Origin of the sequence: Halomonas sp. SIMBA_159 (genome assembly GCF_046536035.1) — a bacterium.
Taxonomy (GTDB): domain Bacteria; phylum Pseudomonadota; class Gammaproteobacteria; order Pseudomonadales; family Halomonadaceae; genus Vreelandella; species Vreelandella venusta_A.
In genome coordinates, this window is sequence record NZ_JAWJBT010000010.1 from 12,139 (window position 1) to 36,569 (window position 24,431).

Sequence of the window (24,431 nt, forward strand, 5' to 3'; positions counted from 1 at the left end):
TTATGCGTCATTCTAACAGGCATGCAGGCTCCTTCGACAGCAGGGCGCGCTCTTATCGCCAACCCCTGGTACAATGCGCACTTCGTGATGCCTAACATCCACAGCAATGGACAGATACACAGCCTATGAGCGAGTCGGAACAGACCACAGCATCGGCCCAGAACCGCAAGCCTAAACGTCGCCGTCGGAAACCGCGTCGTCGTCAGTCAAACTGGGATCTTCGTCAGTTTCAGGTGCCCGCCGTTGCCGGCAAGTGGCGCTTTCATGACTTTGATCTGCCGCTGCCTTTAATGCGCGCTATTCATGCCCAAGGGTTTGAGTATTGCACGCCTATTCAGGCAGAGGCGCTGCGCCACACGCTGTTAGGTGGCGATATTGTCGGTAAGGCTCAAACGGGTACGGGAAAAACCGCCGCGTTTTTGATCTCGGTGATGGCGTACTTCTTAGAAGAGCCAACGCCTGATGGCCAGAAGCCGGGTGCTCCTCGCGCGCTGATTATTGCGCCGACCCGAGAGCTGGCGCTGCAGATCGAGAAAGATGCCAAAGCCCTGGCCCGCTTCACGCAGTTGAGTGTGGCAAGCGTTGTCGGTGGTATGGATTACCAGAAACAGCGTGAGAGCTTGGGTAAAAAGATCGATATTTTGGTGGCGACACCAGGGCGTTTGCTGGATTTCCATCAAAAGCGCGATATTGACCTTTCCGAAACCGAAGTGCTGGTGCTTGATGAAGCGGATCGGATGCTCTCCATGGGGTTCATCCCCGATGTGAAGCGCATTATTCGCTATACGCCTAAGAAAGAGGAGCGTCAGACGTTCCTGTTCTCGGCCACCTTCACCGACGATATTCTTAACCTGGCCAGCCAGTGGACGCTTGATCCTGCTCATGTAGAGATTGAAGTCACTGTCGAGAATCAGGCAGATATCGACCAGCGTGTTTATCTGGTGTCGGATGAAGATAAGCAGCGTCTGCTCGTCAACCTGCTTGAGCAAGAGAGCTTCGAGCGGGTCATGGTGTTTGGTAACCGCCGTGATCTAGTACGCAAGCTAGATGACCTGCTTAAAAAAGCCGGTGTCAGCGCGGCGATGCTGTCGGGCGATGTGCCGCAGAACCAGCGTATCAAAACTCTGGAGAGCTTCCGCGAGGGAGAGATTCAGGTGCTGGTAGCCACCGATGTGGCCGGTCGTGGCATCCATATTGAAGACGTTAGCCACGTCATCAATTATACGCTGCCAGAAGATCCGGAAGACTACGTACACCGTATTGGACGTACGGGCCGTGCAGGAGCAAAAGGCGTCTCTATCAGCTTTGTCGGTGAAGAAGATGCCTTCTCGCTGCCAGAAATTGAGCGCTACATTAACGGCAAGCTTCCCTGCGAACATCCGCCGGAAGGCATGCTGTAACGGGCATGTTGGATAACGCGCTCAAAAGCGATATTCAGCAGGCTTACCGTAACGTGGTGGAAAAGCTTGGGCTGACGCCACGTTACGGGCAGCGCTTAATGATTGCTGAGATTGCACGCACCCTCGGCGATATCGAATGCGATAGCGAAGGTAAGCGCGTCAGCGACAGCCACGTGTGCGTGTTAGAGGCTGGTACGGGCACAGGGAAAACGCTGGCCTACCTGATTGCGGGCCTGCCGATTGCGAAGGCCCAAGGTAAGCGTTTGATTGTGTCCACTGCCACCGTGGCGCTTCAAGAGCAGGTGTTGAACCAAGATCTGCCTTCGTTGGCAAGCCACAGCGGCGTGGCATTTCGCTATGCGCTGGCAAAAGGGCGTGGCCGCTACGTGTGTGTCGCGCGTTTAGATCAGGCCTTGGAGGGGAGCGAGCCTAACCCCACGCTTTCGTTATTCGAGCAATCGCTCCAATCAGATAGCAGCGACTTTAACGTACTGGCCACCGATATGGCGGAGGCCTACGGTAAAGGCGAGTGGGAAGGCGATCGCGATACCTGGCCGGTGTCTATCGAAGACAGCCACTGGCGTCAGCTAACGGTTGATCACCGCCAGTGCACCGGCCGCCGTTGCGGGCATTTTGGTGCCTGCGCCTTTTTCCGCTCTCGTCGAGAGTTGGAAAATGCCGATGTTATCGTGGCCAATCACGATCTTGTATTAGCAGACCTTGCCTTGGGCGGCGGCGCGATACTCCCAGACCCCGCCGACTGTATCTTTATTTTTGATGAAGGCCACCACCTTCCCGATAAAGCGCTGTCGCACTTTGCGCACCGCTTCGCCGTGCATAGCTGTTTGCGCTGGCTTAAAACCCTCAAAAGTAGTTTGACGGATTTGAACCAGGGGCTGGCGGTGCAGCCCACCATTGCTCGCTTACTGGCAGGTCTGCCTGAGCTGATGCATAGCTTAGAGCCTGCGCTGGGTGATGTGTTTAGCATGGGGCATCAGTTAGCCGGGCGTGAGAATGGTTTGGCTGATGAAGAAGCCACCTACCAGCTGCGCTTTGAAAAAGGCCAAGTGCCCGAGGCGCTGCGCGATCAGGCCCAGCAACTGCTGGTCATGTTTGCCACCCTGTCGAGAAGTCTAGAAAGCATTAGCGATATTCTGCGCGAAAGTTTAGATCCAGATAAACAGACCGGCCTGGACCGCGAGCAGGCAGAGGCATGGCTGCCGCTGATCGCGCTGTTGCATGGGCGTGCCCTGGATGCCCATGCGTTATGGCAGGCATTTAGTGAGCAGGATGCCGCCAATGCACCGCCCAGCGCGCGGTGGATAACGCTGAGCCGGGTGGCGGGTGAGCCTGAAATTGAGTTTTCGGCGAGCCCTGTCTCTGCTGCCCATACGCTTGCCAAGCACTTATGGGGTCGCTGTCATGGGGCGGTAGTCACCTCGGCAACGCTCACAGCGCTGGGCCGTTTTGAGCGCTTACAGGAGCGTGCCGGTTTAGCTAACCGTTATCGTTATCAGGCGCTGCCAAGCCCGTTTGATTACGCCAATGCGGTCTTGCGGGTGCCTGCCGAAGCGACCGACCCTAGTGATCGAGAAGCGCATGAGCGCGCCATTGTGCGCTTTGTGTCGCAGCTAGGTGAGGATGAGGCGGTGCTGGTGCTGTTCTCTTCCCGTGCCCAGCTGCGCGCCGTGGAAAAGGCGCTGCCTGCGAGTGCCAGTGGGCGCGTGCTGGCGCAAGATGCACTGCCCAAGCGTGAGCTGTTAGAGCGCCATCGTGCTGCGGTCGATAGCGGGAAGGGAAGCGTCATCTTCGGTTTGGCAAGCTTTGCTGAGGGGATTGATCTTCCAGGCGATTATCTCACCCATGTAGTAATTACCCGGCTGCCCTTCGCCGTGCCTGATGATCCCGTTGGCGCAACGCTTGCCGAGTGGATCGAGAGCCAGGGCGGCAACCCGTTTATGCGTATTAGCGTTCCAGATGCTTCCATTAAACTGGTACAGGCATGTGGGCGTTTAATCCGCAAAGAGAGCGATCGGGGCGTCATCACGCTGCTTGATCGGCGGGTGATTACCCGTCGCTACGGCCAGGCGCTATTAGATGCACTGCCGCCCTTTAAGCGTGAGATACAGGCGTAAAAGATGGTAAGCGTTAGATAGCCGCCAAAAAAATGTCCCGCTGAGCAGGGCTCAGCGGGACATTGATGCCGCCATGGGTCGTTATTTGGCGATGCGCTTTGCCAGCACCGATGCCAGCTTATCGTTCATGCGGGTGAACGTTTCAACGGTGGTGTCCCAATCGATGCAAGCATCGGTGATAGAGACGCCGTACTGCAGTTGGCTTAAGTCGGCAGGTACTTTTTGGGCGCCCCAGCCAATGTTCGACTCCACCATCAGGCCGATAATCGAGGTATTGCCTTCGAGAATCTGGTTGGTCACGTTTTCCAGGACCAGCGGCTGTAGCGCAGCATCTTTGTTCGAGTTCGCGTGCGAGCAGTCGATCATGATGTTGGCAGAGAGATTGGCCTTCTTTAGCTCTTTCTCTGCTAGAGCCACGCTCACGCTATCATAGTTGGGCTTACCGTTGCCGCCGCGCAGTACCACGTGGCCGTAGGCATTGCCGCGGGTGCGGATAATAGCCACTTGGCCTGCCTGGTTAATGCCCAGGAAGTTGTGCGGGTTAGCCACAGACTGGAGTGCGTTGATCGCGACATCCAGGCTGCCGTCGGTGCCGTTTTTGAAACCAACGGGGCAGGAGAGACCCGACGCCATTTCGCGGTGTGTCTGTGACTCTGTGGTGCGGGCACCAATCGCTGACCAGCTGATGCAGTCCTGCATATACTGGGGGGAGATGGGGTCAAGGGCTTCAGTGGCTAGCGGCAGGCCCATCTCGGCTAAATCCACCAGCAGCTTGCGGGCAATGTGCAGGCCTTCGTCAATTTCGAAAGAGTCGTTTAGGTGCGGGTCGTTAATTAACCCTTTCCAGCCGACGGTGGTGCGGGGCTTTTCAAAATAGACGCGCATGACAATATAGAGGCTGTCACTGACCTGATCAGCCAAAGTGCGCAAACGACGAGCGTAATCCAGCGCTGCCTCTACGTCATGAATAGAGCAGGGGCCAACGACCACCAGCAGCCGTGGGTCGTTACCATCCAGAATGTTTTGGATAGTGTTGCGGCCTTCAATCACTGAGCGTTCGGCGCTTTCCGTTAACGGGATCGCGTTTTTCAGTGCTTCTGGAGTGGTAAGAACGTCCTGTGCAAGAACGTTAAGGTTACTAACCTGTTGATCTGACATCTTGCTACCTGTGCGTGCGCAATGGGCGAAAAGTGGTCACTACTATGGCGCGTCACGGTGGTAAAAATCAATTGTTACGGAACTTTGCATTAAGGAAAAATGTCAGCCTCAGAGTTTTCGTAAAGCGCCTGAAGGCTTTGAAGAAACAGGCTAAGCGCTTGATGCGCTGCTGAGAACGCGTAACACTAGATGGCATTGGCGCTAAGTTATCAGCGCAACCTAACTGAGGGGTAGGCCAGTGATAGCCTGCTGTTTTCCTCCATGACGACTAACAGATGCCCAAGGGACGCTATGCTGCTTGCTGTGAAGGCCCGACTAACAGGGCAAAAAAAACATAAAGCTCGACGCCAAGCGTACGAGCAGAAGGAGCGTGTGAATGGGCACTCGTGAAACAGACCAACAGCTGGTTGAACGTGCTCAAAAAGGCGACACACGTGCTTTTGATCTGCTGGTAAAGAAATATCAGCACAAGATTATTGGCTTGATCGGACGCTACGTGCATGACCATTCAGAGGTGCAGGACGTAGCACAGGAAGCCTTCATAAAGGCTTATCGTGCTTTAGGTAAATTTCGTGCAGAAAGCGCGTTCTATACCTGGATGTACCGGATCGCTATCAACACGGCCAAAAACCATCTGGTATCGCGCGGCCGTCGGCCGCCGGGTAGCGACCTGGATATTGTAGATGCAGAAATTATCGATCAGAGTGGCCGCTTAGCGGATTCAGAGTCACCAGAGGCGTCGATAGCGCGCGACCAGCTTGAGGCGGCCGTGTTTGAGGCGATTGAGAAGTTGCCTGATGATCTGCGCACTGCTATTACGCTGCGTGAACTTGATGGCTTAGCCTATGAAGATATCGCTCAAGTGATGCAGTGCCCGGTAGGCACCGTGCGCTCGCGTATCTTCCGTGCCCGGGAAGCGGTGGATGAGCATATTCGTCCGCTGGTAACCACCGCGCGCAACAGCCGGGACGAATAGCCTGCAGCCCGCTTGCGCGGGATTGACGGTCACAAAGATTTACGTTTTTGCGTTTTTAGTGAACTGTCTGGCAAGTGAAGCGTCATAAGGGCTGTCTAGCATGATCGTGTTAAATCATTGCACTACGTAAATTGAACTACGTGAAGCGTACCGTGATTTATTAACAGGGTCTTGGCCTGCGAAGTTTTGCGGCTAAAACACGCATGAGCCGTGTTGTCGCCGAACTTCTTCTAACACAGTGTGAGGGTGTGAAGTATGAGTCAAAGCACACGGGAATCACTTTCAGCATTGATGGACAGTGAAAGTGATGAGCTTGAATTGCGCCGAGTGTTGAAATCGCTGCCTGACGATGCCGATGCGGCAGAGACTTGGCGTCGTTACCATTTAGCTCGCAGCATGATGCAGCGCGAACGCAACGTTGATGTCAGCATTGACCTTTCGGCAGGCATTATGGCGCGCCTGAATGAAGAGCCAGCACCAATGCTGGAAAGCGAAAATGACGCAACACCTGCACGCACTAGCGGTATCTCGTTTGCTCGCGGTGCCGGTGTGGCAGCGGCTGTATCACTGATGGTGATCACTGGCGTTCAGTTCTTTAGCGGTAACGGTGCAGGCACGGCTCAGCCAGCAGGCAATACGGTGGCCTCTCAAGCGGCCACGGGTACTCAGGTGCAGCCTGTGAATCTAGGGGCGCCTCAGTCGGCGGCTATGGCAGCTTCAGAAATGCCTATGTTCGAACCGACGCCATTTCGAATTAATGGCCAGTCGGGCAACAGCGGTTTAATGAATATCAGTGACGCTGGTTTCTCCACGCCTGTTGCGCCGCAGGGCACGATGGCTCAGCAAGGCACGTCGATTGATGTGGACCAGCTTCGCATGCTTCAGTCTTATCTGGAGCAGCATGCTCAAGGCGCTGCTAACGGGAGTGGCGATAGCTGGATGCCGTTAATGCGCTCGTCTGTCACTGAGCCCTTGGGTCAGCGATAAATCATGCGTTCTAACGTGGGTGACCGCTAGGTAAGAGGCTGTTTGATTGGTATGGTGACCGTTAGAAATAAGTGTTGGGGAAGTCGGCTGGCATTCACGCTAAGTTTAGCGGGTGCTAGCCTAGCCCCTCTGATTGCTGTCGCTAACACAAACACGCAGCCCAACATAGCTTGCGCAAGCGTTGTCGAACAGCCGGAAGATGGAGCTGCTCAGGCATGGTTAGCGCGCAGCATAGTGGCAGGGCACTGTTACGATTTTCAAGCGCGTGCTGTCACTATCGATGTATTAGACGTACGCACACTTGCGCTTTCTCACCGTATTCGCGATGGCATTCGTCAGCAGGTGGTTCAGCATCTTGACGGGCCGTCGGTGAGCGTTGAACGTCGATCCATTGTGGGTTACATGGCGCGATTCACGCCTAGCGAGGCCAGCGGCCTGGATTCTTCAGACGCTTGGGCCCAGCACGTTGCCGATTATTACGATATTTCCTTCCAAGAAGATGCCCGGGTCGCCGGTCGGGATGCAGTTCAACTACGTTTCTCGCCCCGTGATCAGCAACGCTACCACCATGCATGGTGGGTCGACAAAGACACAGGCTTACTGCTCAAGCATGTTATGAGTGACAGCCAAGAGCGTGTCCTTGAGACGTTTCAAATTACCCAGCTTCAATCCCCTAAACTGTATGATGGCAACATTGCGAGCGATGTGATTGCTGAGCGCGCCTCTTATCCTTGGCAGGTAGAGTGGTTGCCTGAAGGGTTTGTGGCTCAGCCGCAAGAGCCTGGGCAAGCTACCAATAGCCAGCAAGTTTACAGCGACGGTCTAACAGCATTCAGCCTATTCGTTAACCCTGTCGAGCCACCTGTAATGAGTGAAGGCGTGCATCGTTTAGGGGTGTCGACGGCGGCTGTTGCGATTGTGTCTGACGGTGATCAGCAGTGGCAGCTGGTGGGCATTGGCGAGCTGCCGCCCGACATGTTGCGGCGTATTGTGCAATCCGTTCAAATTGAGCCATAGCCATGTCGACCCAAGAGACAGCCTGTACGTCACTTTTAAGAACGGGCTCTGTGGTGGATTACAAAGGCAGCGGGTTAGTCGTTGATGTATCACTGGAAGCTGCTTGCGAACAGTGTGCAGCAGGTCGTGGCTGCGGTATGGGGCTATTGGCCCGCCGTCAGCAGCAGCGTATTACGGTGTTTCCTTCGAAAATGCAGTCAGCTGATGGCGCTATCTACCCGCTCGGTACCCGCGTGACCATTGCACTGCCCAAGCATGATATGAGTCTATTAGCGCTGCTTGTTTACGCTTTGCCGCTTTTGGCAGCGCTGTTAGTGGCAGGCTTCGCATCGCTGTTTGTCGTTAGTGAATGGCGCATCGCGGCGCTTTTTTTTAGTGCCTTGATGTGCGGTGTGATAACGCTTAAATACCTAATGCGCGGGCGGATGGAACGCTTCCGGCCGCGTTTGGTCAGTTAGTTGCTCAGTAGCTCGCTAAGAGTTGCACTCCCTTCGTTTCGTATCTGCTTGACTAGGAGCTGTTGCATGAAGCGCTTGGTTCTCCCCTCGACACTATGGCTATGCTTGGTGGCAATGTTTTTGTTAGGCCAAAATGCCTATGCGCAAACGCTGCCTGATTTCACCGAACTGGTGGAAGACGCCGCGCCGGGCGTTGTGAATATTTCCACCAGCCGAACGGTTCAACGCAGTCCGGCTCTGCAAGGCTTTGGCGGCCAGGAAATCCCAGAAATTTTCCGTCACTTCTTTGGTGACAGTTTTCCAACGCCGCCCAGCGGCGGCAGTGGCGGTGGGCGTAGTGAAGAGCGCCAATCATTAGGCTCTGGCTTTATCATCAGCGCCGATGGCTACGTGATGACGAATGCTCACGTGGTTCAGGATGCCGATGAAATCCTAGTGCGTCTCAATGATCGTCGTGAATTGCCAGCTGAACTGATTGGAAGCGATGCGCAAACGGACGTCGCGCTGCTGAAAATTGACGCCAACGACCTGCCGGTGTTGAACCTGGGCGATTCTGACGCCTTAAAAGTAGGCGAGTGGGTTGCAGCCATTGGCTCACCGTTTGGGTTTGACCACTCGGTGACCGCCGGTATTGTCAGTGCGATTAACCGTACGCTGCCTCGTGATGCCTACGTGCCGTTTATTCAAACGGACGTGGCCATTAACCCCGGTAACTCAGGCGGTCCACTGTTTAACCTGGAAGGCGAAGTCATCGGCATCAACTCGCAGATCTTTACCCGCAGCGGCGGCTTTATGGGTCTTTCATTTGCCATTCCGATTAACGTTGCCATGGATGTTGCCAACCAGCTGCGCGAAGATGGCCGAGTTAACCGTGGCTGGCTAGGCGTTATGATTCAGCCGGTATCACAAGACCTTGCAGAGTCCTTTGGCATGAGTGAGGCCATTGGTGCATTAGTTGCCGATCTGGACCCAGAAGGCCCAGCGGCGCAGGGCGGCTTACAGGCAGGTGATGTGATCCTGGAAGTGAACGGAGAAGAGGTTGACCGCTCAAGCTCGCTACCTCGTCTTATTGGTCGCGTAGCGCCGGGTGATGACGTTGAGTTAACCCTGATGCGTGACGGAGAGCAGGTGTCTGAAACGGTAGAGCTGGGTAGTTGGCCTGATATGACCGAAACAGCTCCCGCCGCTAATAGCGATAGCCAAGTACGTCTAGGTGTTGCGGTCGCGGAAGTAGATCAAGCGATGCGGGAGCGTCTGAACATCAGCGGTGGCGTTGAAGTGAGTCAGGTGGAACCCGATAGCGTTGCCGCCCAGGCAGGCCTTCGGGCGGGTGACATTCTAGTGAGCATTGACCACCGCAGCGTGTCATCGGCGGATGAGCTGATGCGTATTGTCGAGGAGTTACCTAACGATCGCGCTATTCCAGTGCGCCTGTACCGTGATGGACGCTCGCTATTTGTGGCACTAAGACTCGAATAACCTCTCCTTAAGCCCCTCCAGTCCGGCGGTTCTCGCCGGACTGCTGTTCCTATCCCGCGCATATCGCTACAATAGCGTTTATCTTTTGACGAACTTTGGCAATGCAGTGGTGTGGTCCTCGCTTTTGCGCCTTTCGGCCTAGTGCCACACCCCCACGCTTGCGTACCAATAAGGCAGAACACACTCGATGTCTCATGACGTTTCCGGCGGAAAGCTCAAGCATATTCGCAATTTCTCCATCATCGCGCATATCGATCACGGTAAATCGACGCTCTCTGACCGTTTGATTCAAACCTGTGGCGGTTTGACTCAACGTGAGTTGAAGGAGCAGGTGCTCGACTCCATGGATATCGAGCGTGAGCGTGGTATTACCATCAAGGCGCAGTCTGTAACGCTGGACTACACCGCCGCCGATGGTCAGGTCTACCAGCTCAACTTCATCGATACGCCAGGGCACGTCGACTTCTCCTACGAAGTGTCGCGCTCCCTGTACGCCTGTGAAGGGGCGCTGCTGGTGGTTGATGCCGCCCAAGGGGTAGAGGCACAGTCGGTAGCTAACTGTTACACCGCGATTGAGCAGGGTCTGGAAGTACTGCCAGTACTCAATAAAATTGACCTTCCTCAGGCAGACCCAGACCGGGTAGCCCAGGAAGTAGAAGAAATCATTGGTTTAGATGCCACCGATGCCTGCCAGGTATCAGCGAAAAGCGGTATCGGCATTGACGCGCTTCTCGAGCGCCTAGTGCGCGATATTCCGCCGCCCAAGGGTGACCCTGAAGCGCCCCTTCAAGCGCTGATCATCGATTCTTGGTTCGATAATTACCTAGGCGTTGTGTCGTTGGTACGTCTGTTTGACGGCACGCTGCGCAAAGGGGACAAGATCCGAATTAAATCCACCGGTCGCGACTGGAATGCCACTGAAGTGGGTATTTTTACCCCGTTGCGCAAAGAAACCAATATCCTGCGCGCCGGTGAAGTGGGCTTTATCGTGGCCGGCATTAAAGAGATTCACGGGGCACCCGTGGGCGATACCATCACCCACACCAAAACCCCAGACGTACCGCGCCTACCGGGCTTCCAGAAAGTCAAACCTCAGGTCTACGCCGGTATGTTCCCGGTGAGCGCCGACGATTACGAAGACTTCCGCGATGCGCTTGAAAAACTTGCCCTCAACGATGCGTCGCTTGAGTACGAACCGGAAAACTCTGATGCGTTAGGATTTGGCTTCCGGGTGGGTTTCCTGGGCACGCTGCACATGGAGATCATCCAGGAGCGTTTAGAGCGCGAATACGACATCGATCTGCTCACCACGGCACCGACGGTGGTGTATGAGCTGGGCATGAAAAACGGCGATGTTCAGTACGTCTCTAACCCCTCCAAACTGCCCGACATGGCCGACGTGGATGAAATGCGCGAGCCCATTGTGCGTGCCAACATTCTGGTGCCCCAAGAGTACGTGGGTAACGTCATTGCCGAATGCGAGCAGCGACGCGGTACGCAGCTTGATATGCAGTTTTTAGGTAACCAGATACAGCTGGCCTACGAGCTGCCGATGTCGGAAGTGGTCATGGACTTCTTTGACCGTTTGAAGTCTATTTCTCGCGGTTATGCATCGCTTGAATACAACTTTGAGCGTTTTGATGCCGCGAAACTTGTCCGCCTAGATGTCCTGATTAACGGCGACAAAGTAGACGCATTAGCCGTCATTATCCACCGTGATCATGCTCACAGCCGCGGCCGTTTATTGGTTGAGAAAATGAAAGAGCTGATCCCGCGTCAGATGTTCGACGTGGCGATTCAGGCCGCCATTGGTGGTCAGGTCGTTGCACGCTCAACGGTTAAAGCGCTGCGTAAAAACGTCACGGCTAAATGTTACGGCGGCGACGTGAGCCGTAAGAAAAAGCTGCTTGAAAAACAGAAAGCCGGTAAAAAACGGATGAAGCAGGTGGGGCGTGTTGAAATTCCCCAGGATGCCTTCCTTGCTGTGCTCAAGGTAAACGACTAGGGATACGAACCCCGCATGGATTTTTCACTATTACTGGTACTCGCCGTTGCACTCTCTGGGGCAATTTACCTTCTAGATGTGCTGGTACTTCGGCCAAAGCGCCGTGAACGTGTGGCAAAGGCTGAAAAAGCCACCATGGAAGGCCTGGACGCGCCTACCCGGGAAAAGCTCTTAAAAGAGCCGTGGCCCGTAGATTACTCACGTTCATTCTTTCCGGTACTGTTGGTCGTGCTGGTGGTGCGCAGTTTTATTGTTGAGCCGTTTCAGATTCCCTCTGGCTCTATGAAGCCCACTCTGGAAGTAGGCGATTTTATTCTCGTGAATAAATTCTCTTATGGGCTGCGCCTGCCGGTGGTGCACCACCGCTTTTTTGAGGTCAATGACCCGGAGCGGGGTGATGTAATGGTGTTTCGTTTCCCTGAAGAACCAGCCGTTAACTTTATTAAACGCGTTGTCGGGCTGCCCGGTGACCGCATTCGTTACGAGGGCAAGCAGCTCTACGTGAACGGTGAAGCGGTCACCAAAACGCTAATAGAAGAGGGGCCTGAGCTTTCGCCACAGCAGCTACTGCTAGAAGAGCAGTTAGGCGAAGTTAGCCACTTTATCTACAACAACCCCCGTGATCCAGGCCCGCAAATGCGCGAAGTCGTCGTGCCAGAAGGCCACTACTTCACCATGGGCGATAACCGCGACCACTCTAATGACAGCCGCTATTGGGGCTTTGTACCCGAAGATAATATCGTAGGTCGCGCGTTTGCTGTTTGGATGCACTGGGATGGCGGCCTGCCCAGCTTTACCAGCGTGCGGCGTATCGAATGAAGCAACATAATGTGCAGACCGTGAGTATGGTTATCTTTGTTAACGTCAATGACGTAGGAGCACTGTGAGTAATTCCTTAACCGCTTTTTGCCGACGAATCGGCCATACCTTTAGCGACCCTATGCTGTTGGAATTGGCCATGACCCATCGCAGTTACGGTGGTCGCAACAATGAGCGCCTGGAATTTCTAGGTGACTCTATCGTCAACTTTGTCATCGCCGAAGCGCTGTTTCAGCGCTTTCCCCAGGCGCGGGAAGGGCAGCTTTCCCGCCTGCGCGCCCGTTTGGTAAAAGGCCAAACCCTGGCTGAACTAGCCCGAGAAATGGCTTTTGGCGAGTGCTTGCGGCTAGGCTCTGGAGAAATGAAAAGCGGTGGCCACCGCCGTGAATCGATTTTGGCAGATGCCGTCGAGGCGATTATTGGGGCGATCTATCTAGATGCCGGTATGGATGCCGTGCGTGAGCGCGTGTTGGCGTGGTATGCCGAACGTCTAGAAAATATTTCGCTACAAGATACCCAAAAAGACCCCAAAACACGCTTACAAGAGTTTTTGCAGTCGCGCCAAGCGGCGCTACCGCGCTATGAAGTGGTCTCTGTGAAGGGAGAGGCGCATGCCCAGACCTTTACCGTGGAGTGCTACATCGAGCTACTAAGCGAGCATACCACTGGTAAAGGCCCCAGCCGCCGCCACGCTGAACAGCAGGCTGCGGAAGAAGCATTGTCCTATCTCGAACAACCCCCTGGAGACAAATCATGAGCCAAACCTGCGGATTCGTGGCCATCGTTGGCCGTCCCAACGTAGGCAAATCAACCCTCATGAACCGGATTCTGGGGCAGAAAATTTCGATTACCTCTCGGCGGCCGCAAACCACCCGCCATCAGGTAATGGGGATTAAAACCGTCGAAGACACTCAGTTTATCTACGTCGACACGCCGGGCATGCACATCATGTCCAAAGACCGCAATAAAGCGATCAACCGCTTTATGAACCAGGCGGCGACCCAGGCGCTGCGTGACGTTGACTGCGTGGTGTTCATTATTGATCGCACCCGCTGGACGGAAGAAGATCAGGCGGTATTGAAGCGTCTTGAACACGTGCAAGCGCCGGTGATTCTAGCGGTTAACAAAGTCGACCGCCTGCAAGAAAAGGGCGACTTACTGCCTTGGCTGGCCGAAGTAGGCGCACGCCGTGAGTTTGCTACCGTTGTGCCCATTTCAGCCAAGCATGGCACTCAGGTAGATACCTTGGAAGAGGAAGTCGCTAAGCACCTGCCTGAAAGCATTCACTTCTTCCCGGAAGACCAAATCACCGATAAAAGCCTGCGCTTTATGGCGGCGGAGCTGGTGCGTGAAAAAGTCATGCGCCAGCTGGGTGACGAGCTGCCTTACCAAATGACGGTCGAGATTGAAGAGTTTCGCGAAACCGAGCGCGTTACGCATATCAGCGCACTCATTTTGGTGGAGCGTCAGGGGCAAAAAGTTATTTTGATCGGTGAGAACGGCGACCGGATCAAGAGTATTGGCCGTGAAGCGCGCCTGGATATGGAGCGTGCGCTGGGTACTAAGGTCATGCTGAATATGTGGGTAAAGGTGAAGCGCGGCTGGTCGGATGACGAGCGAGCACTAAAAAGCCTGGGTTACGATCTCGATTGAGCACGGCAATGACCGCAGAGCCTGCGTTTCTTCTGCACCGTCGGGCGTATCGTGAAACCAGCGCGCTGGTCGATTTGTTGACGCTTAATCATGGTCGCATTCGGGCAGTCGCTCACGGCGGCCAGCGTCCCGGCTCTAAATCGCGCCAGCGGCTGCAGCCGTTCACCCCGCTGTTTGTATCCTGGCGTGGTGAGCGGGATTTAAAGCGGTTAACGTTGATGGAGTCGCGTGGGCATACTGCTTTGCTGGCAGGCGAAGGCCTGCTGTGTGGTCTCTATGCCAACGAGATTGCCACTCGATTGCTTCCCCTTGAACTGGTCGCCACCGACGTTTTTGCGTTTTATAGCGCTTTACTGGAAGCACTGCCGGTACCTGCGGAGCGCGGTCTGGCGCTGAGGCGCTATGAGTGGGCGTTGTTAGAGGTGCTGGAAGCCACTCCGCGCTTTTGTACGCCGGAAGGTGGCCCTTTAGACCCGCAACGGCGCTACCGCTTTGATGCCACCAGCCGTGCTTTTATGCCTGCGGAGCAGGGCTTTGAAGGGCGTACTCTGCGCTACATTGAGCAGGGTAACTGGCAGCCAGAAGGCTTGGCAGGCGCACTGAAAGCGATGACGCGCGCGGCTCTGGCTCCCCATCTTGGTTCAACGGCTCTTCGCTCCCGCGAGCTGATGCTAGATCTGGCCCGCCGTCGTCAGCGTTAGAAGGGCATCTCAAAGCTGCCCCCTTATATGGCGAAAACCCTTTACCGCCACTGATTACCGTCATTGATTGGAGACACGTTATGCACCCCCCACGGATTTTACTCGGCGTTAATATCGACCACATCGCCACGCTGCGTCAGGCCCGTGGCACTCGCTATCCTGACCCGGTTCAGGCGGCGCTGCTGGCCGAAGAGGCGGGGGCTGATGGCATTACCGTCCACCTGCGCGAAGACCGCCGTCATATCCAGCCACGCGACGTGCGCCTGCTGGCGGAAGTGCTGAATACACGCATGAACCTGGAGATGGCGGTCACCGAAGAGATGTTCGCGTTGGCAGAAGAAGTGCGCCCCGCCCACGTATGTTTGGTGCCGGAGAAGCGCGAAGAGCTGACCACCGAAGGCGGCCTTGATGTAGTGGGCGGCTTTGAGCAGATTGCGAGCGCCTGCCAGCGTCTTGCTGCGCTTGGCTGTGATGTGTCGCTGTTTATCGATCCTGATGAAGCCCAAATTGATGCCGCCAAGCGTGCAGGCGCCCCCACCATCGAGCTGCACACCGGTGCGTATGCCGAAGCCAAGCCGGGCAGTTCAGAAGCGAACGCTGAGTATGATCGCCTTAGCGCAGCAGCAGTGCATGCGGTCTCGCTTGGTTTGGTGGTCAATGCGGGACACGGGTTGCACTATCACAACGTGGAAGCCATTGCAGCGCTACCCGGCGTTAATGAGCTGAATATTGGTCACGCGATTATTGCCCGTGCGCTGTTTGTCGGCTTAAAAGAAGCCGTACAAGAGATGAAGCGGCTGATTATTGCCGGCCAAGAGGCTGGTTTGATGGCAGCACTGGATGCCCATGAGCACGACCATGACCATGACCACGCGGATGGTCACCACGACTGCTGCGGTCACTAGTATGATTGTAGGGATTGGCTCTGATATTGCGCGGGTTGAACGTTTTCGCCAGGCGGTGTTACGCCACGGCCCACGCTTTGCCCAACGAATTCTAGGGCCTGAGGAGCAATCGGTATGGCAGTCAAAAGGGCAGGCAACGGCCTATTTAGCTAAGCGATTTGCCGCTAAAGAGGCCTTTGTCAAAGCCCTTGGACTTGGGCTGCGACAGGGCATGCAGTGGGGCGATATTCAGGTCATTAACGACACCTTGGGCAAGCCGAGCCTAAAACTCACGGGCGAAGCGCAGCGTCTGTTTCTTGCCAGTGGCGCTACTGCTGCCCATATTACGCTTAGCGACGAGGCCGACTACGCCGTCGCTTTTGTTGTGCTAGAGCGATATGTGCTAGAGCGATAAGAGTCCTGGCGCTGTCAGTATCTTGTATCAAAGCAGCGAAGGGCGCTCCTGGCTTAGCCGTGCCATAGCGGTATACAGCTCTTCGAGCAGTGATTCGACATGGCGCAGGCCGCTGGTGCGTAGGCGCGTTTCTAAGGTTTCCACCAGCAGTGCCAATTCAGGTGCGCCGCAGTAACGGCTGGCACCATTCAATCCATGTACCCAGTCCAGCACGGTGGTTAAGTCGCCCTCTTTAAAGGCGCTACGAATGTGCTGCTCAGTCTCAGGCAGGCTATCAATAAGGCACACCAGCTGCTGCTTTGCTAATGCTTCTTTTCCGCCTGCCAAACGTGCTCCCAGCGTTAGATCCACCGCAGGCAGCGAGCTTAGCGGTGCACTGGGCGCCTGTAGCGCACGCGCAGGGGTCACTTCTGCAGCGATGTTGCGTGGTGCAATGCCTAAAAAGCGCTGTAGCAGCTGCTGTAGCTGAGTGTCATCAATCGGTTTCACCAAGACATCGTCTAACCCTTCAGTCAGCCACTGCTGTCGCTCGGTGCTCAGTACGTGGGCCGTGACGGCAATAATAGGGCAGCGTGCCCAGCTGTTATTAATGCGCCGCAGCGCTTGGGTGGTTTGGATACCATCCATACCGGGCATGCGAATATCCATAAGCACCATATCTGCGGTGTGGTGGCGGGCAAACTCCAGCGCCTCATGGCCGCTCTCTGCCAGCGCAATGCGTAACGTATCGCTCTCCAACATCGCTTTTAACAGCTCACGGTTAGGTGAGTTATCGTCGACGATCAGAATCGTTAAGTGCGGTGCGGGTAAAGGTTTGGTGACGCCGTCACTGGTAATGGAAAGGGCCTGGGGCTGCAGCAGCAAACGCAGCGTAGTGGCGAGCTGCGCCCGGGTAAACGGTTTGCACAGCATGTCACCTCCATGGGGCAGATCCCATGAAGGCAGGTCAAAGCTTGTGGTGTTTGCCAGAATCATGACCGGGCAGGGCGTTTGTTGAATGACGGTCTGCCAGTAGCCTTTGCGCTCTTCAACAAAGTCTTCCTGCGACAGGCACAGAATGAGCAGCGCTTCATTGCCTGCATCGATAAACGAGACTGGGCGTGCGCCCCAGCGCTCTAGCAGGTGTTCTAGCACGTTTCGGGTGGGCAGGTGAGGCTCATGGAGCCGCACAATGGGGCTATCCAACGTCAATTCGGGCGGGCGCTCGTCGGCAAGATGCGCCAGCAGCGGCAGCGTAAAGGAGAACGTCGACCCTTTGCCCAGCTCGCTTTCAACCGAGATTTCCCCGCCCATACGCTGAATTAGCTGGCGACAAATCGTGAGACCCAAGCCGCTGCCGCCAAATTGGCGCGAATGGCTGGGTTCAGCTTGAGAAAAAGCGCTAAACAGCTGCTGCTGATGCTCTTCGCTCAGGCCAATGCCGGTGTCGCTGACACTAATGTGCAGCACCACATGCTGACCCTCCTGGGTGTCCAGCATGACCCGAACGATTACCTCTCCCTCGGTGGTGAATTTAATCGCGTTGCCCAGCAGGTTGTTTAACACTTGATGAATGCGCAGCGGGTCACCGCATAAGGGCGTAGGGACATCGTCGTATACCATTGCCACTAAATGCATCTGCTTGCGCTGCGCTTCAGGGGCATGAAGGCCAATAATCTCATCCACGAGGGCGACAATATCGACATCGACTTCTTCCAAGGTGAGGCGGTCGGCTTCCAGCTTCGAGAAGTCCAGCACGTCGTTGACCAGCATTAGCAGGTTATCGCAGGCGCGGCGCACGTGTTCAAGCCACTCTTTTTGTCGGCTATCCAGAGAGGAGCGGCCCAGCAGGCGGCAAAAGCCGATAATGCCGTTCAGCGGCGTGCGTATTTCATGGCTCATGTTGGCCAGAAACTCAGACTTAACGGCGTTGGCACGCAGCGCGCTGCGGTGGGCTAGGTCGAGCTTAATATTTTGCTCTTCGATGGTTTCCATCGATTCCTGAAGCTCGCTGGTGGCCTGCTCAATCTGGCTCTGCATATCTCGCTGGGCTTGCTGGAAGTGCTCAGCCAAGTGGTTAATGTGATTAGCCAACTGCTTAAACTCGGACGGCTTTGCGGTGGGCATCACTAGGCTGTAATCACCCCGCGATAAGCGATACAGCGCTTGATTGGCCTCCTCGATAGGGCGGCTCGCGTAGCGGCTGATAGCAAAGGCGATTAAAAACAGCAGCAACCCAAGCAGCATGCCGCCTAGGCTTAAGCTGGCAATCAGCCGGTAGCGCTCTAGGGTTAGTGTGCGTATGTCCATTTCCGCTTCTAGCCAGCCGCTAGCGACGCGACTGGCGCTGGCAACGGTTTCACTGGTGAGCGGCACCTGCAAGCGCCAAGCATCTTCTTCCATCGCAATTGCCGTGACTTCAGGGGCATGCAGCCGTGGCGGAGGCGGCATCGAGCGGCCTAACACCAGCAGGCGGTTGCCCTGTTCATCAAATAGCGTCACTGCCCGAAGCCCCCGGTGTTCCAGCAGCTGCTGGGCCAGTTCTTCAAGGCGTTGTAAATCGCCGTCAGCCATCGCCCTGCCAAGGCTGGGTGCCAATAGCTCGCCGGCGCTGGTAAGGCGGTCTTTTAGAACATCACGGCCAGTGTGGTCGCTTTGAATCACGAAGAGCACCGCCATCACGGCGTACACCAGCAGAGGAAAGCCAAGCAGGGCAAATAGCAGACGCGTGTTTAATGACATGAAAGAAGCTCGTTGAATCTAGAAGGTTGCCTGTCCAGTCACTGGCAGCACCGATATAATGCAGCATAATGGTTACGATAAGGAATGTTCGATGAATTATCCCACGCTTGAAGATGTGGTCGGCAATACGCCGTTGGTTCGCTTGAAGCGAATTAGCGCTGGTAAGAACAATACCCTGCTTGCCAAATTAGAGGGCAATAACCCGGCGGGGTCGGTCAAAGACCGTCCGGCGCTCTCGATGCTGAGTGAAGCAGAAGCCCGGGGAGAGATTACCCCAGGGGATACGCTGATTGAGGCCACCTCGGGTAACACGGGTATTGCGCTTGCCATGGCGGCGGCGATCAAAGGGTACAAAATGACCCTGATCATGCCGGAAAACGCTTCCACTGAACGTAAGCAGGCGATGGCCGCCTACGGCGCAACGCTGATTAGTGCCAGTAAAGAAGGCGGCATGGAAGAGGCCCGTGACATCGCAGATGCCATGATTGCACGGGGTGAAGGCAAACCGCTAAACCAGTTTGCCAACCCAGATAACCCGTTGGCCCACTACCGCACCACCGGGCCGGAAGTATGGCGGCAAACCGGCGGTGAAGTGACCCACTTTGTCAGCTCCATGGGCACCACGGGCACCATCATGGGCGTATCGCGCTACTTGAAAGAGCAAAATAGCGCGATTCAAATCGTCGGCTTACAGCCCGCTGATGGCGCTAGCATCCCCGGCATTCGCCGCTGGCCGCAGGAGTATTTGCCGGCCATTTTTGAAGCACCGCGTGTGGATACGACGCTTGATATTCGTCAGCAGGAAGCGGAAGAGCATATGCGTCGCCTAGCGCGTGAAGAGGGCATTTTTGCGGGTGTCTCCTCGGGTGGCAGCCTGGCAGGCGCGCTGCGTATTGCTGAACAAACCGAGAATGCGGTCATCGTGTTTATTGTCTGTGACCGTGGGGATCGCTATCTCTCTACGGGCTTATTCGCCCCGGAGGTATAGATGGCTATGTTGGGTAAGCGGCGGCCGCCTAGGCCCGCCTCCGGCCACTCTGGGCTGGCGCGAACGCCAAGCAGCCAACCTGCGCCCGCTAAGCAGGCAGCCCCGCAGGATGCTTCAGCGCCGCTGGTCATTGAGCGGCTGGCCCACGATGGGCGAGGCGTTAGCCACAACCCTGCGGGTAAAACCGTGTTTGTGGATCAAGCGCTGCCTGGCGAACAGGTGGAAGTGGCGGTGCACGTCACTCGCAAGCGCTTTGATGAAGCTCATATCAAAACGTTGATGACCTCCTCGTCGCAGCGAGTAACGCCCCCCTGCGGGCATTTTGGCCACTGTGGCGGGTGTGATTTACAGCACTTGGCGGTAGACGCGCAGCGTGCTCACAAGCGTGAGGTGGTGACAGAGTTAATGGCGCGCCAGGGCATAAAGCTCAGCGATATCTCAGCGATCAATGGTCATCAAGAGCACTATCGGCGCCGGGCGCGGCTAGGCGTCAAGGTCGATAGCCAGAACAACGTGCGGCTTGGTTTTCGCGCAGCCAATAGCCACCGACTGGTAGATATTGATCACTGCCATGTGCTGGTGCCTGCGCTACAAACGCTGATAACGCCGCTCAAGCAGCTGCTCACTCAGTTAGAGGCTCCCCGTGCGGTGGGCCATATTGAGCTGCTGTCTACGCCGCAAACCACGGTAGTACTTATTAGGCAGCTAAAGCAGCAGCCCCAGGATTGGCAGCGTTGGCAAACGTTTGCTGCCGAGCAGCAGGTCAGTTTGGGCATGTGGTTAGGGCGAGAATCCCCTGAGCTGCACTGGCATGGTGCAGAGCCTGCACTGGAAGAGCGTTTTGCTATGAGCGCGCTAGGCATTGTGCCCGCGCCTGGCACCACTGCAGAAGAACTGGTATTGCAGTTTGCCCCCGGTGATTTTTTACAGGTAAATGCCGAGGTCAATCAAAAGATGGTCTCCCAAGTGGTAGCATGGTTAAAGCCAGCGCCTGGGATGGCGTTGCTAGACCTGTTCGCGGGGATGGGGAACTTCAGCCTGCCCCTGGCCGCAGCGGGTGCGAGCGTGCACGCGGTAGAGGGTAACGCCGCAATGGTACAGCGCTTAGGCGCTAACGCGACGCTCAACCAGCTTAATGTGAGCGCCCAGCAGTCGGACCTAAACGATGCCGCGGCGGTAAAAGCACTGCTGCGCGAGCACCCGGTGGATGCCTTAGTGTTAGACCCTCCGCGCAACGGTGCAGAAGCCATATGCCAAGCAGTGGGTCGCCATAAAGTTGCCAGGGTTGCTTATATTTCTTGTGACCCGGCCACGCTTGCGCGTGATGCGGCACACCTTGTGCATGCGGGATATCGCATCAAGCACGTCGCAGTGGCGGACATGTTTCTGCACACTGCCCACATGGAAACGCTGATGCTGTTTGAATACGCGGGCTAGTTTGCCCTTTGCAGCAAGCTTTGGTGGCAGCGGTGTGGAGGCTGCCACCCTGAAAGGATGAGTCATAGTCATGGTGAAAGTGCGTGAAGACCAGCCGCTAACAGAAAGCGGAAAGGTGGACATACAACAATGGTTAACGCGCCTGCAAGACGATGTGCGCCTACGTGAACCCGAGCGCTTGATGCAAGCCTGCGAGCTTGCCGAGCAGCTAGAGCGAGAAGCACCTCGCACCCATCGCGTGTGGCTGTCGCCGGGTTCTAGCTTCCGCATGGGTCTTGAGATGGCGGATATTCTCGCCGACCTCAAGCTCGACCAGGCAACGCTGGAAGCCGCCGTGCTCTACCGCGCTGTGCGTGAAGGGCTGCTAAGCCTGGAGGCCGTGGGCAAACGCTTTGGTGATGAAGTCGCTAAGCTTATCGACGGCGTGCTGCAAATGGCCGCCATCAGCTACCCATTGGCACCTAACCATGGCATGAGCCAGCACAACCAGCAGGAGAACCTGCGCAAAATGCTGGTCAATATGGTCGGCGACGTGCGCGTTGCCCTGATCAAAATTGCCGAGCGCACCTGTGCACTGCGCCAAGTCAAAGACGCTCCCCGTGAGAAATGCCTACAGGTTGCGCGCGAAGTGGCTGATATCTACGCGCCGCTGGCGCACCGCCTCGGCATTGGCCAGATCAAATGGGAGCTGGAAGACCTCTCTTTCCGTTACCTGCATGAAGAAGATTACAAAGCCATCGCCAAGCTGTTAGCGGAAAAGCGCCTTGACCGCGACCGCTATATCCACGACGTGGTGGAAACCCTTAAAGGCCTGATGGAAGCCCAGCATATTCACCGCTACGACGTGAGTGGCCGGGCTAAGCACATCTACTCCATCTGGCGCAAAATGAAGCGCAAGCGGATTGATTTTTCCCAGGTACACGACGTGCGCGCCGTGCGCATCCTGGTGCCGGAAGTCACCGACTGCTACACCGTGTTAGGCATCGTTCACTCCCGCTGGCACCATGTGCCCAACGAGTTTGACGACTACATTGCCAACCCTAAGAAAAACGGCTATCAGTCGCTGCATACCGCCGTTATGGGGCCTGAAAACAAGGTGCTGGAAATTCAGATTCGCACCTTTGGCATGCACGATGAAGCGGAGCTGGGCGTCTGCGCCCACTGGCGCTATAAAGGCCACGATACCAACGCCAAAAGCCGCAGCTACGAAGAGAAGATCGCCTGGCTGCGCCAAGTGTTGGAGTGGCAGGACGAAGTGGGCGGCTTTGGCGATCTACGCGAAGGCCTCTCCAGCGATGTCGCCCCTGATCGCATCTATGTCTTCACGCCCGATGGTCACGTGATTGACCTGCCGCGTATCGCTACGCCTATCGATTTTGCCTACCGCGTGCACACCGAAATAGGTCATCTTTGCCGAGGGGCCAAGATTAATGGGCGCATTGTTCCACTGACCTACAAGCTAAAAACCGGCCAGCAAATCGAGATTCTCACCGCCACCAAAGGCGGCCCCAGTCGCGACTGGCTCAACCCCAGTTTGGGCTACGTGCGCACCTCCCGGGCGCGGGCCAAAATTCAAGCGTGGTTTAAGCACCAGGCCCGCGACCAGAATCTGGACGAAGGGCGCGCGCTGTTCGAACGTGAAATGCGCCGCTTGGACGTAGAAGGGCTGGACCTGCCCAAGCTCGCCAAAGCCGTTAACTACCAAAACGCCGATGATATGTACGCGGCGCTGGGGGCGGGCGACCTGCGCATCGGCCAAGTGCTGCACCAGGCCCAGCAGCTGTTTGGTGAAACCGACGACCAAGAGCAGCTGGACCGCCTGCTGGCCAAGCCCCGCCGCCAGCCCAGTAAGGCCACCCAAAGCGACATTACCGTGCTTGGGGTGGGCAACCTGAAAACCAGCATGGCGAACTGCTGCCGCCCGGTGCCCGGTGAGCCGATTGTAGGCTTTATTACCCAGGGTCGCGGTGTGACCGTGCACCGCCAGGACTGCACCAATATTCTCCAATTGCGCATGGAAGAGCCCCAGCGCATTATCGAAGTCGAGTGGGGCGAGCGGGCACACACCCGCTACCCGGTGACTATCGAGATTCAAGCCTGGGACCGCTCTGGGCTACTTCGTGATGTGACGGGCCTACTAGGCAACGAGAAGGTCAACGTATTGGCGGTCAACACCCTCACCGATACCGATGAAGGCATTGCTCGGCTGCGGATTACGCTGGAAGTCGACGGCCTGGAGTCCCTCGGCAGGCTGTTCTCGCGTATCCAGCAGCTGCCTAACGTGACCGAAGTGCGCCGCTTGCGTAACGCTGATCCTGAAAAAAGTGCCCGCAAAGGAGGGGCCTAATGCGCCATACCCTGGACGATTTGCTCACCCTGATGACCGTATTGCGCGACCGTGAGCAGGGCTGCCCGTGGGATATCAAGCAGGACTGGGACAGCATTGTGCCCCATACCTTGGAAGAGGCGTACGAAGTGGCCGACGCCATTGAGCGTCGCGCCTTTGACGAGCTGCCCGGCGAGCTGGGCGACCTGCTGTTTCAAGTGGTGTATTACGCCCAGTTTGGCGCAGAAGAGCAGCGCTTCGACTTTCACGATATCGTCGATACGCTGACCGCCAAAATGCTGCGCCGTCATCCCCATGTGTTCCCAGACGGCACACTGGTTTCCCGCCGCCCGCACGGCGTGAGTGCCGACGAGGTCAAAACCCAGCATGTGAACAGCCGCTGGGAAGCCCTCAAAGCCGACGAGCGCGCCGAACGAGCCACCCAAGCCCCGTCGGTACTGGACGATGTGCCCCGCACGCTGCCCGCCCTTAGCCGCGCCGCCAAGCTCTCCAAACGCGCCGCCCGGGTTGGCTTTGATTGGCCCGACGCCGAAGGCGTACTGGCCAAAATTCGCGAGGAGCTGGAGGAGGTCGAAGAGGCGCTGGCAGCGGGGGATCGTCAGCACGCCCAGGAAGAGGTGGGTGACCTGCTGTTTGCTGTCACCAATTTAGCCCGCACGCTGGGCGCCGACCCCGAACAGTGCCTGCGTAGCACCAATGCAAAATTCGAGCGCCGCTTTCGCTATGTTGAATGCGCGCTTGCCGATGCCGAGCGCCCGTTAAACGAGGCCTCGCTGGATGAGATGGAAAGCCACTGGCAAGCCGCGAAAGCCCAAGAACAACGCTAATTTCAAAACCATCAACGCGACCCC

20 protein-coding genes are annotated in these 24,431 nt (G+C 56.3%); 18 read left to right on the forward strand and 2 right to left on the reverse strand.

Annotation, left to right across the window (positions count from 1 at the left end):
- The first annotated feature begins 125 nt into the window (after positions 1 to 125).
- The gene (gene rhlB / locus R0J87_RS07870; RefSeq protein WP_404341999.1) at positions 126 to 1,400 is read left to right on the forward strand and encodes an ATP-dependent RNA helicase RhlB; all 1,275 of its coding nucleotides are present in this window, start codon (positions 126 to 128) and stop codon (positions 1,398 to 1,400) included.
- Between the two features lie 5 nt (positions 1,401 to 1,405).
- Positions 1,406 to 3,535, forward strand: coding sequence for an ATP-dependent DNA helicase DinG (gene dinG / locus R0J87_RS07875; protein WP_498885425.1), 2,130 nt, complete (start codon positions 1,406 to 1,408; stop codon positions 3,533 to 3,535).
- A gap of 81 nt (positions 3,536 to 3,616) precedes the next feature.
- Here the strand turns inward: dinG and R0J87_RS07880 are convergent, their stop codons facing one another.
- Entirely contained in the window at positions 3,617 to 4,693 is a 1,077-nt protein-coding gene (locus R0J87_RS07880; protein ID WP_404341995.1) for a 3-deoxy-7-phosphoheptulonate synthase, read from the reverse strand.
- 376 nt (positions 4,694 to 5,069) lie between these two features.
- On the opposite strand from R0J87_RS07880, the gene rpoE reads away from it, so the two are divergent.
- The 12 genes from rpoE to acpS all read left to right on the forward strand — a co-directional run bounded on the left by rpoE (position 5,070) and on the right by acpS (position 16,087).
- On the forward strand, positions 5,070 to 5,669 hold the full coding sequence (gene rpoE, locus R0J87_RS07885; RefSeq protein WP_188638470.1) for an RNA polymerase sigma factor RpoE: 600 nt from the start codon (positions 5,070 to 5,072) through the stop codon (positions 5,667 to 5,669).
- A 255-nt stretch (positions 5,670 to 5,924) separates the two neighbouring features.
- The gene (locus R0J87_RS07890) at positions 5,925 to 6,656 is read left to right on the forward strand and encodes a sigma-E factor negative regulatory protein (protein ID WP_498885427.1); all 732 of its coding nucleotides are present in this window, start codon (positions 5,925 to 5,927) and stop codon (positions 6,654 to 6,656) included.
- A 51-nt stretch (positions 6,657 to 6,707) separates the two neighbouring features.
- Positions 6,708 to 7,673 (forward strand): MucB/RseB C-terminal domain-containing protein, encoded by a 966-nt coding sequence (locus R0J87_RS07895; RefSeq protein ID WP_404466434.1) that lies wholly within the window; start codon positions 6,708 to 6,710, stop codon positions 7,671 to 7,673.
- Between the two features lie 2 nt (positions 7,674 to 7,675).
- A complete protein-coding gene (locus tag R0J87_RS07900; protein WP_498885429.1) occupies positions 7,676 to 8,131 on the forward strand; it encodes a SoxR reducing system RseC family protein in 456 nt (151 codons plus the stop codon).
- Positions 8,132 to 8,197: 66 nt separating this feature from the next.
- Positions 8,198 to 9,610, forward strand: coding sequence for a DegQ family serine endoprotease (locus R0J87_RS07905; RefSeq protein ID WP_404341987.1), 1,413 nt, complete (start codon positions 8,198 to 8,200; stop codon positions 9,608 to 9,610).
- A 187-nt stretch (positions 9,611 to 9,797) separates the two neighbouring features.
- Entirely contained in the window at positions 9,798 to 11,615 is a 1,818-nt protein-coding gene (gene lepA / locus R0J87_RS07910; protein ID WP_404463198.1) for a translation elongation factor 4, read from the forward strand.
- A 15-nt stretch (positions 11,616 to 11,630) separates the two neighbouring features.
- The gene (gene lepB / locus R0J87_RS07915; protein WP_498885430.1) at positions 11,631 to 12,434 is read left to right on the forward strand and encodes a signal peptidase I; all 804 of its coding nucleotides are present in this window, start codon (positions 11,631 to 11,633) and stop codon (positions 12,432 to 12,434) included.
- A gap of 64 nt (positions 12,435 to 12,498) precedes the next feature.
- Positions 12,499 to 13,191 (forward strand): ribonuclease III, encoded by a 693-nt coding sequence (gene rnc / locus R0J87_RS07920; RefSeq protein ID WP_404341981.1) that lies wholly within the window; start codon positions 12,499 to 12,501, stop codon positions 13,189 to 13,191.
- Positions 13,188 to 14,087, forward strand: a complete 900-nt coding sequence (gene era / locus R0J87_RS07925; RefSeq protein WP_498885432.1) for a GTPase Era — start codon at positions 13,188 to 13,190, stop codon at positions 14,085 to 14,087. Before rnc ends, era begins: the two co-directional genes overlap by 4 nt.
- An 8-nt stretch (positions 14,088 to 14,095) precedes the next feature.
- Positions 14,096 to 14,788 carry a DNA repair protein RecO gene (gene recO / locus R0J87_RS07930; RefSeq protein ID WP_498885433.1) on the forward strand — a complete coding sequence of 231 codons (693 nt, stop codon included), beginning with the start codon at positions 14,096 to 14,098 and terminating at the stop codon, positions 14,786 to 14,788.
- Between the two features lie 80 nt (positions 14,789 to 14,868).
- Positions 14,869 to 15,693 carry a pyridoxine 5'-phosphate synthase gene (gene pdxJ, locus R0J87_RS07935; RefSeq protein ID WP_404463195.1) on the forward strand — a complete coding sequence of 275 codons (825 nt, stop codon included), beginning with the start codon at positions 14,869 to 14,871 and terminating at the stop codon, positions 15,691 to 15,693.
- Position 15,694: 1 nt separating this feature from the next.
- A complete protein-coding gene (gene acpS / locus R0J87_RS07940) occupies positions 15,695 to 16,087 on the forward strand; it encodes a holo-ACP synthase (RefSeq protein ID WP_404466432.1) in 393 nt (130 codons plus the stop codon).
- A 27-nt stretch (positions 16,088 to 16,114) separates the two neighbouring features.
- On the opposite strand, the gene R0J87_RS07945 is transcribed toward acpS, so the two are convergent.
- Positions 16,115 to 18,808, reverse strand: a complete 2,694-nt coding sequence (locus tag R0J87_RS07945) for an ATP-binding protein (protein ID WP_498885434.1) — start codon at positions 18,806 to 18,808, stop codon at positions 16,115 to 16,117.
- Positions 18,809 to 18,899: 91 nt separating this feature from the next.
- Here R0J87_RS07945 and cysM point away from each other — a divergent pair, with 91 nt between their 5' ends.
- The 4 genes from cysM (at position 18,900) to mazG (ending at position 24,407) form a co-directional block, all read left to right on the forward strand.
- Positions 18,900 to 19,796, forward strand: a complete 897-nt coding sequence (cysM, locus tag R0J87_RS07950; RefSeq protein WP_404463193.1) for a cysteine synthase CysM — start codon at positions 18,900 to 18,902, stop codon at positions 19,794 to 19,796.
- Positions 19,797 to 21,233 (forward strand): 23S rRNA (uracil(1939)-C(5))-methyltransferase RlmD, encoded by a 1,437-nt coding sequence (rlmD, locus tag R0J87_RS07955; protein ID WP_498885435.1) that lies wholly within the window; start codon positions 19,797 to 19,799, stop codon positions 21,231 to 21,233.
- Between the two features lie 70 nt (positions 21,234 to 21,303).
- Entirely contained in the window at positions 21,304 to 23,580 is a 2,277-nt protein-coding gene (gene relA / locus R0J87_RS07960) for a GTP diphosphokinase (RefSeq protein ID WP_159342476.1), read from the forward strand.
- Positions 23,580 to 24,407, forward strand: a complete 828-nt coding sequence (gene mazG / locus R0J87_RS07965; RefSeq protein WP_498885436.1) for a nucleoside triphosphate pyrophosphohydrolase — start codon at positions 23,580 to 23,582, stop codon at positions 24,405 to 24,407. The genes relA and mazG overlap by 1 nt, the downstream gene beginning before the upstream one ends.
- The last annotated feature ends 24 nt before the right edge of the window (positions 24,408 to 24,431 follow it).

Coding starts and splice junctions, on each gene's coding strand:
- relA (WP_159342476.1), top strand. CDS start 21,304: ATGGTGAAAGTGCGTGAAGACCAGCCGCTAACAGAAAGCGGAAAGGTG.
- acpS (WP_404466432.1), top strand. CDS start 15,695: ATGATTGTAGGGATTGGCTCTGATATTGCGCGGGTTGAACGTTTTCGC.
- mazG (WP_498885436.1), top strand. CDS start 23,580: ATGCGCCATACCCTGGACGATTTGCTCACCCTGATGACCGTATTGCGC.
- R0J87_RS07890 (WP_498885427.1), top strand. CDS start 5,925: ATGAGTCAAAGCACACGGGAATCACTTTCAGCATTGATGGACAGTGAA.
- rpoE (WP_188638470.1), top strand. CDS start 5,070: ATGGGCACTCGTGAAACAGACCAACAGCTGGTTGAACGTGCTCAAAAA.
- rhlB (WP_404341999.1), top strand. CDS start 126: ATGAGCGAGTCGGAACAGACCACAGCATCGGCCCAGAACCGCAAGCCT.
- cysM (WP_404463193.1), top strand. CDS start 18,900: ATGAATTATCCCACGCTTGAAGATGTGGTCGGCAATACGCCGTTGGTT.
- rlmD (WP_498885435.1), top strand. CDS start 19,797: ATGGCTATGTTGGGTAAGCGGCGGCCGCCTAGGCCCGCCTCCGGCCAC.
- R0J87_RS07945 (WP_498885434.1), bottom strand. CDS start 18,808: ATGTCATTAAACACGCGTCTGCTATTTGCCCTGCTTGGCTTTCCTCTG.
- era (WP_498885432.1), top strand. CDS start 13,188: ATGAGCCAAACCTGCGGATTCGTGGCCATCGTTGGCCGTCCCAACGTA.
- lepB (WP_498885430.1), top strand. CDS start 11,631: ATGGATTTTTCACTATTACTGGTACTCGCCGTTGCACTCTCTGGGGCA.
- R0J87_RS07895 (WP_404466434.1), top strand. CDS start 6,708: ATGGTGACCGTTAGAAATAAGTGTTGGGGAAGTCGGCTGGCATTCACG.
- R0J87_RS07905 (WP_404341987.1), top strand. CDS start 8,198: ATGAAGCGCTTGGTTCTCCCCTCGACACTATGGCTATGCTTGGTGGCA.
- R0J87_RS07880 (WP_404341995.1), bottom strand. CDS start 4,693: ATGTCAGATCAACAGGTTAGTAACCTTAACGTTCTTGCACAGGACGTT.
- recO (WP_498885433.1), top strand. CDS start 14,096: ATGACCGCAGAGCCTGCGTTTCTTCTGCACCGTCGGGCGTATCGTGAA.
- dinG (WP_498885425.1), top strand. CDS start 1,406: ATGTTGGATAACGCGCTCAAAAGCGATATTCAGCAGGCTTACCGTAAC.
- pdxJ (WP_404463195.1), top strand. CDS start 14,869: ATGCACCCCCCACGGATTTTACTCGGCGTTAATATCGACCACATCGCC.
- R0J87_RS07900 (WP_498885429.1), top strand. CDS start 7,676: ATGTCGACCCAAGAGACAGCCTGTACGTCACTTTTAAGAACGGGCTCT.
- lepA (WP_404463198.1), top strand. CDS start 9,798: ATGTCTCATGACGTTTCCGGCGGAAAGCTCAAGCATATTCGCAATTTC.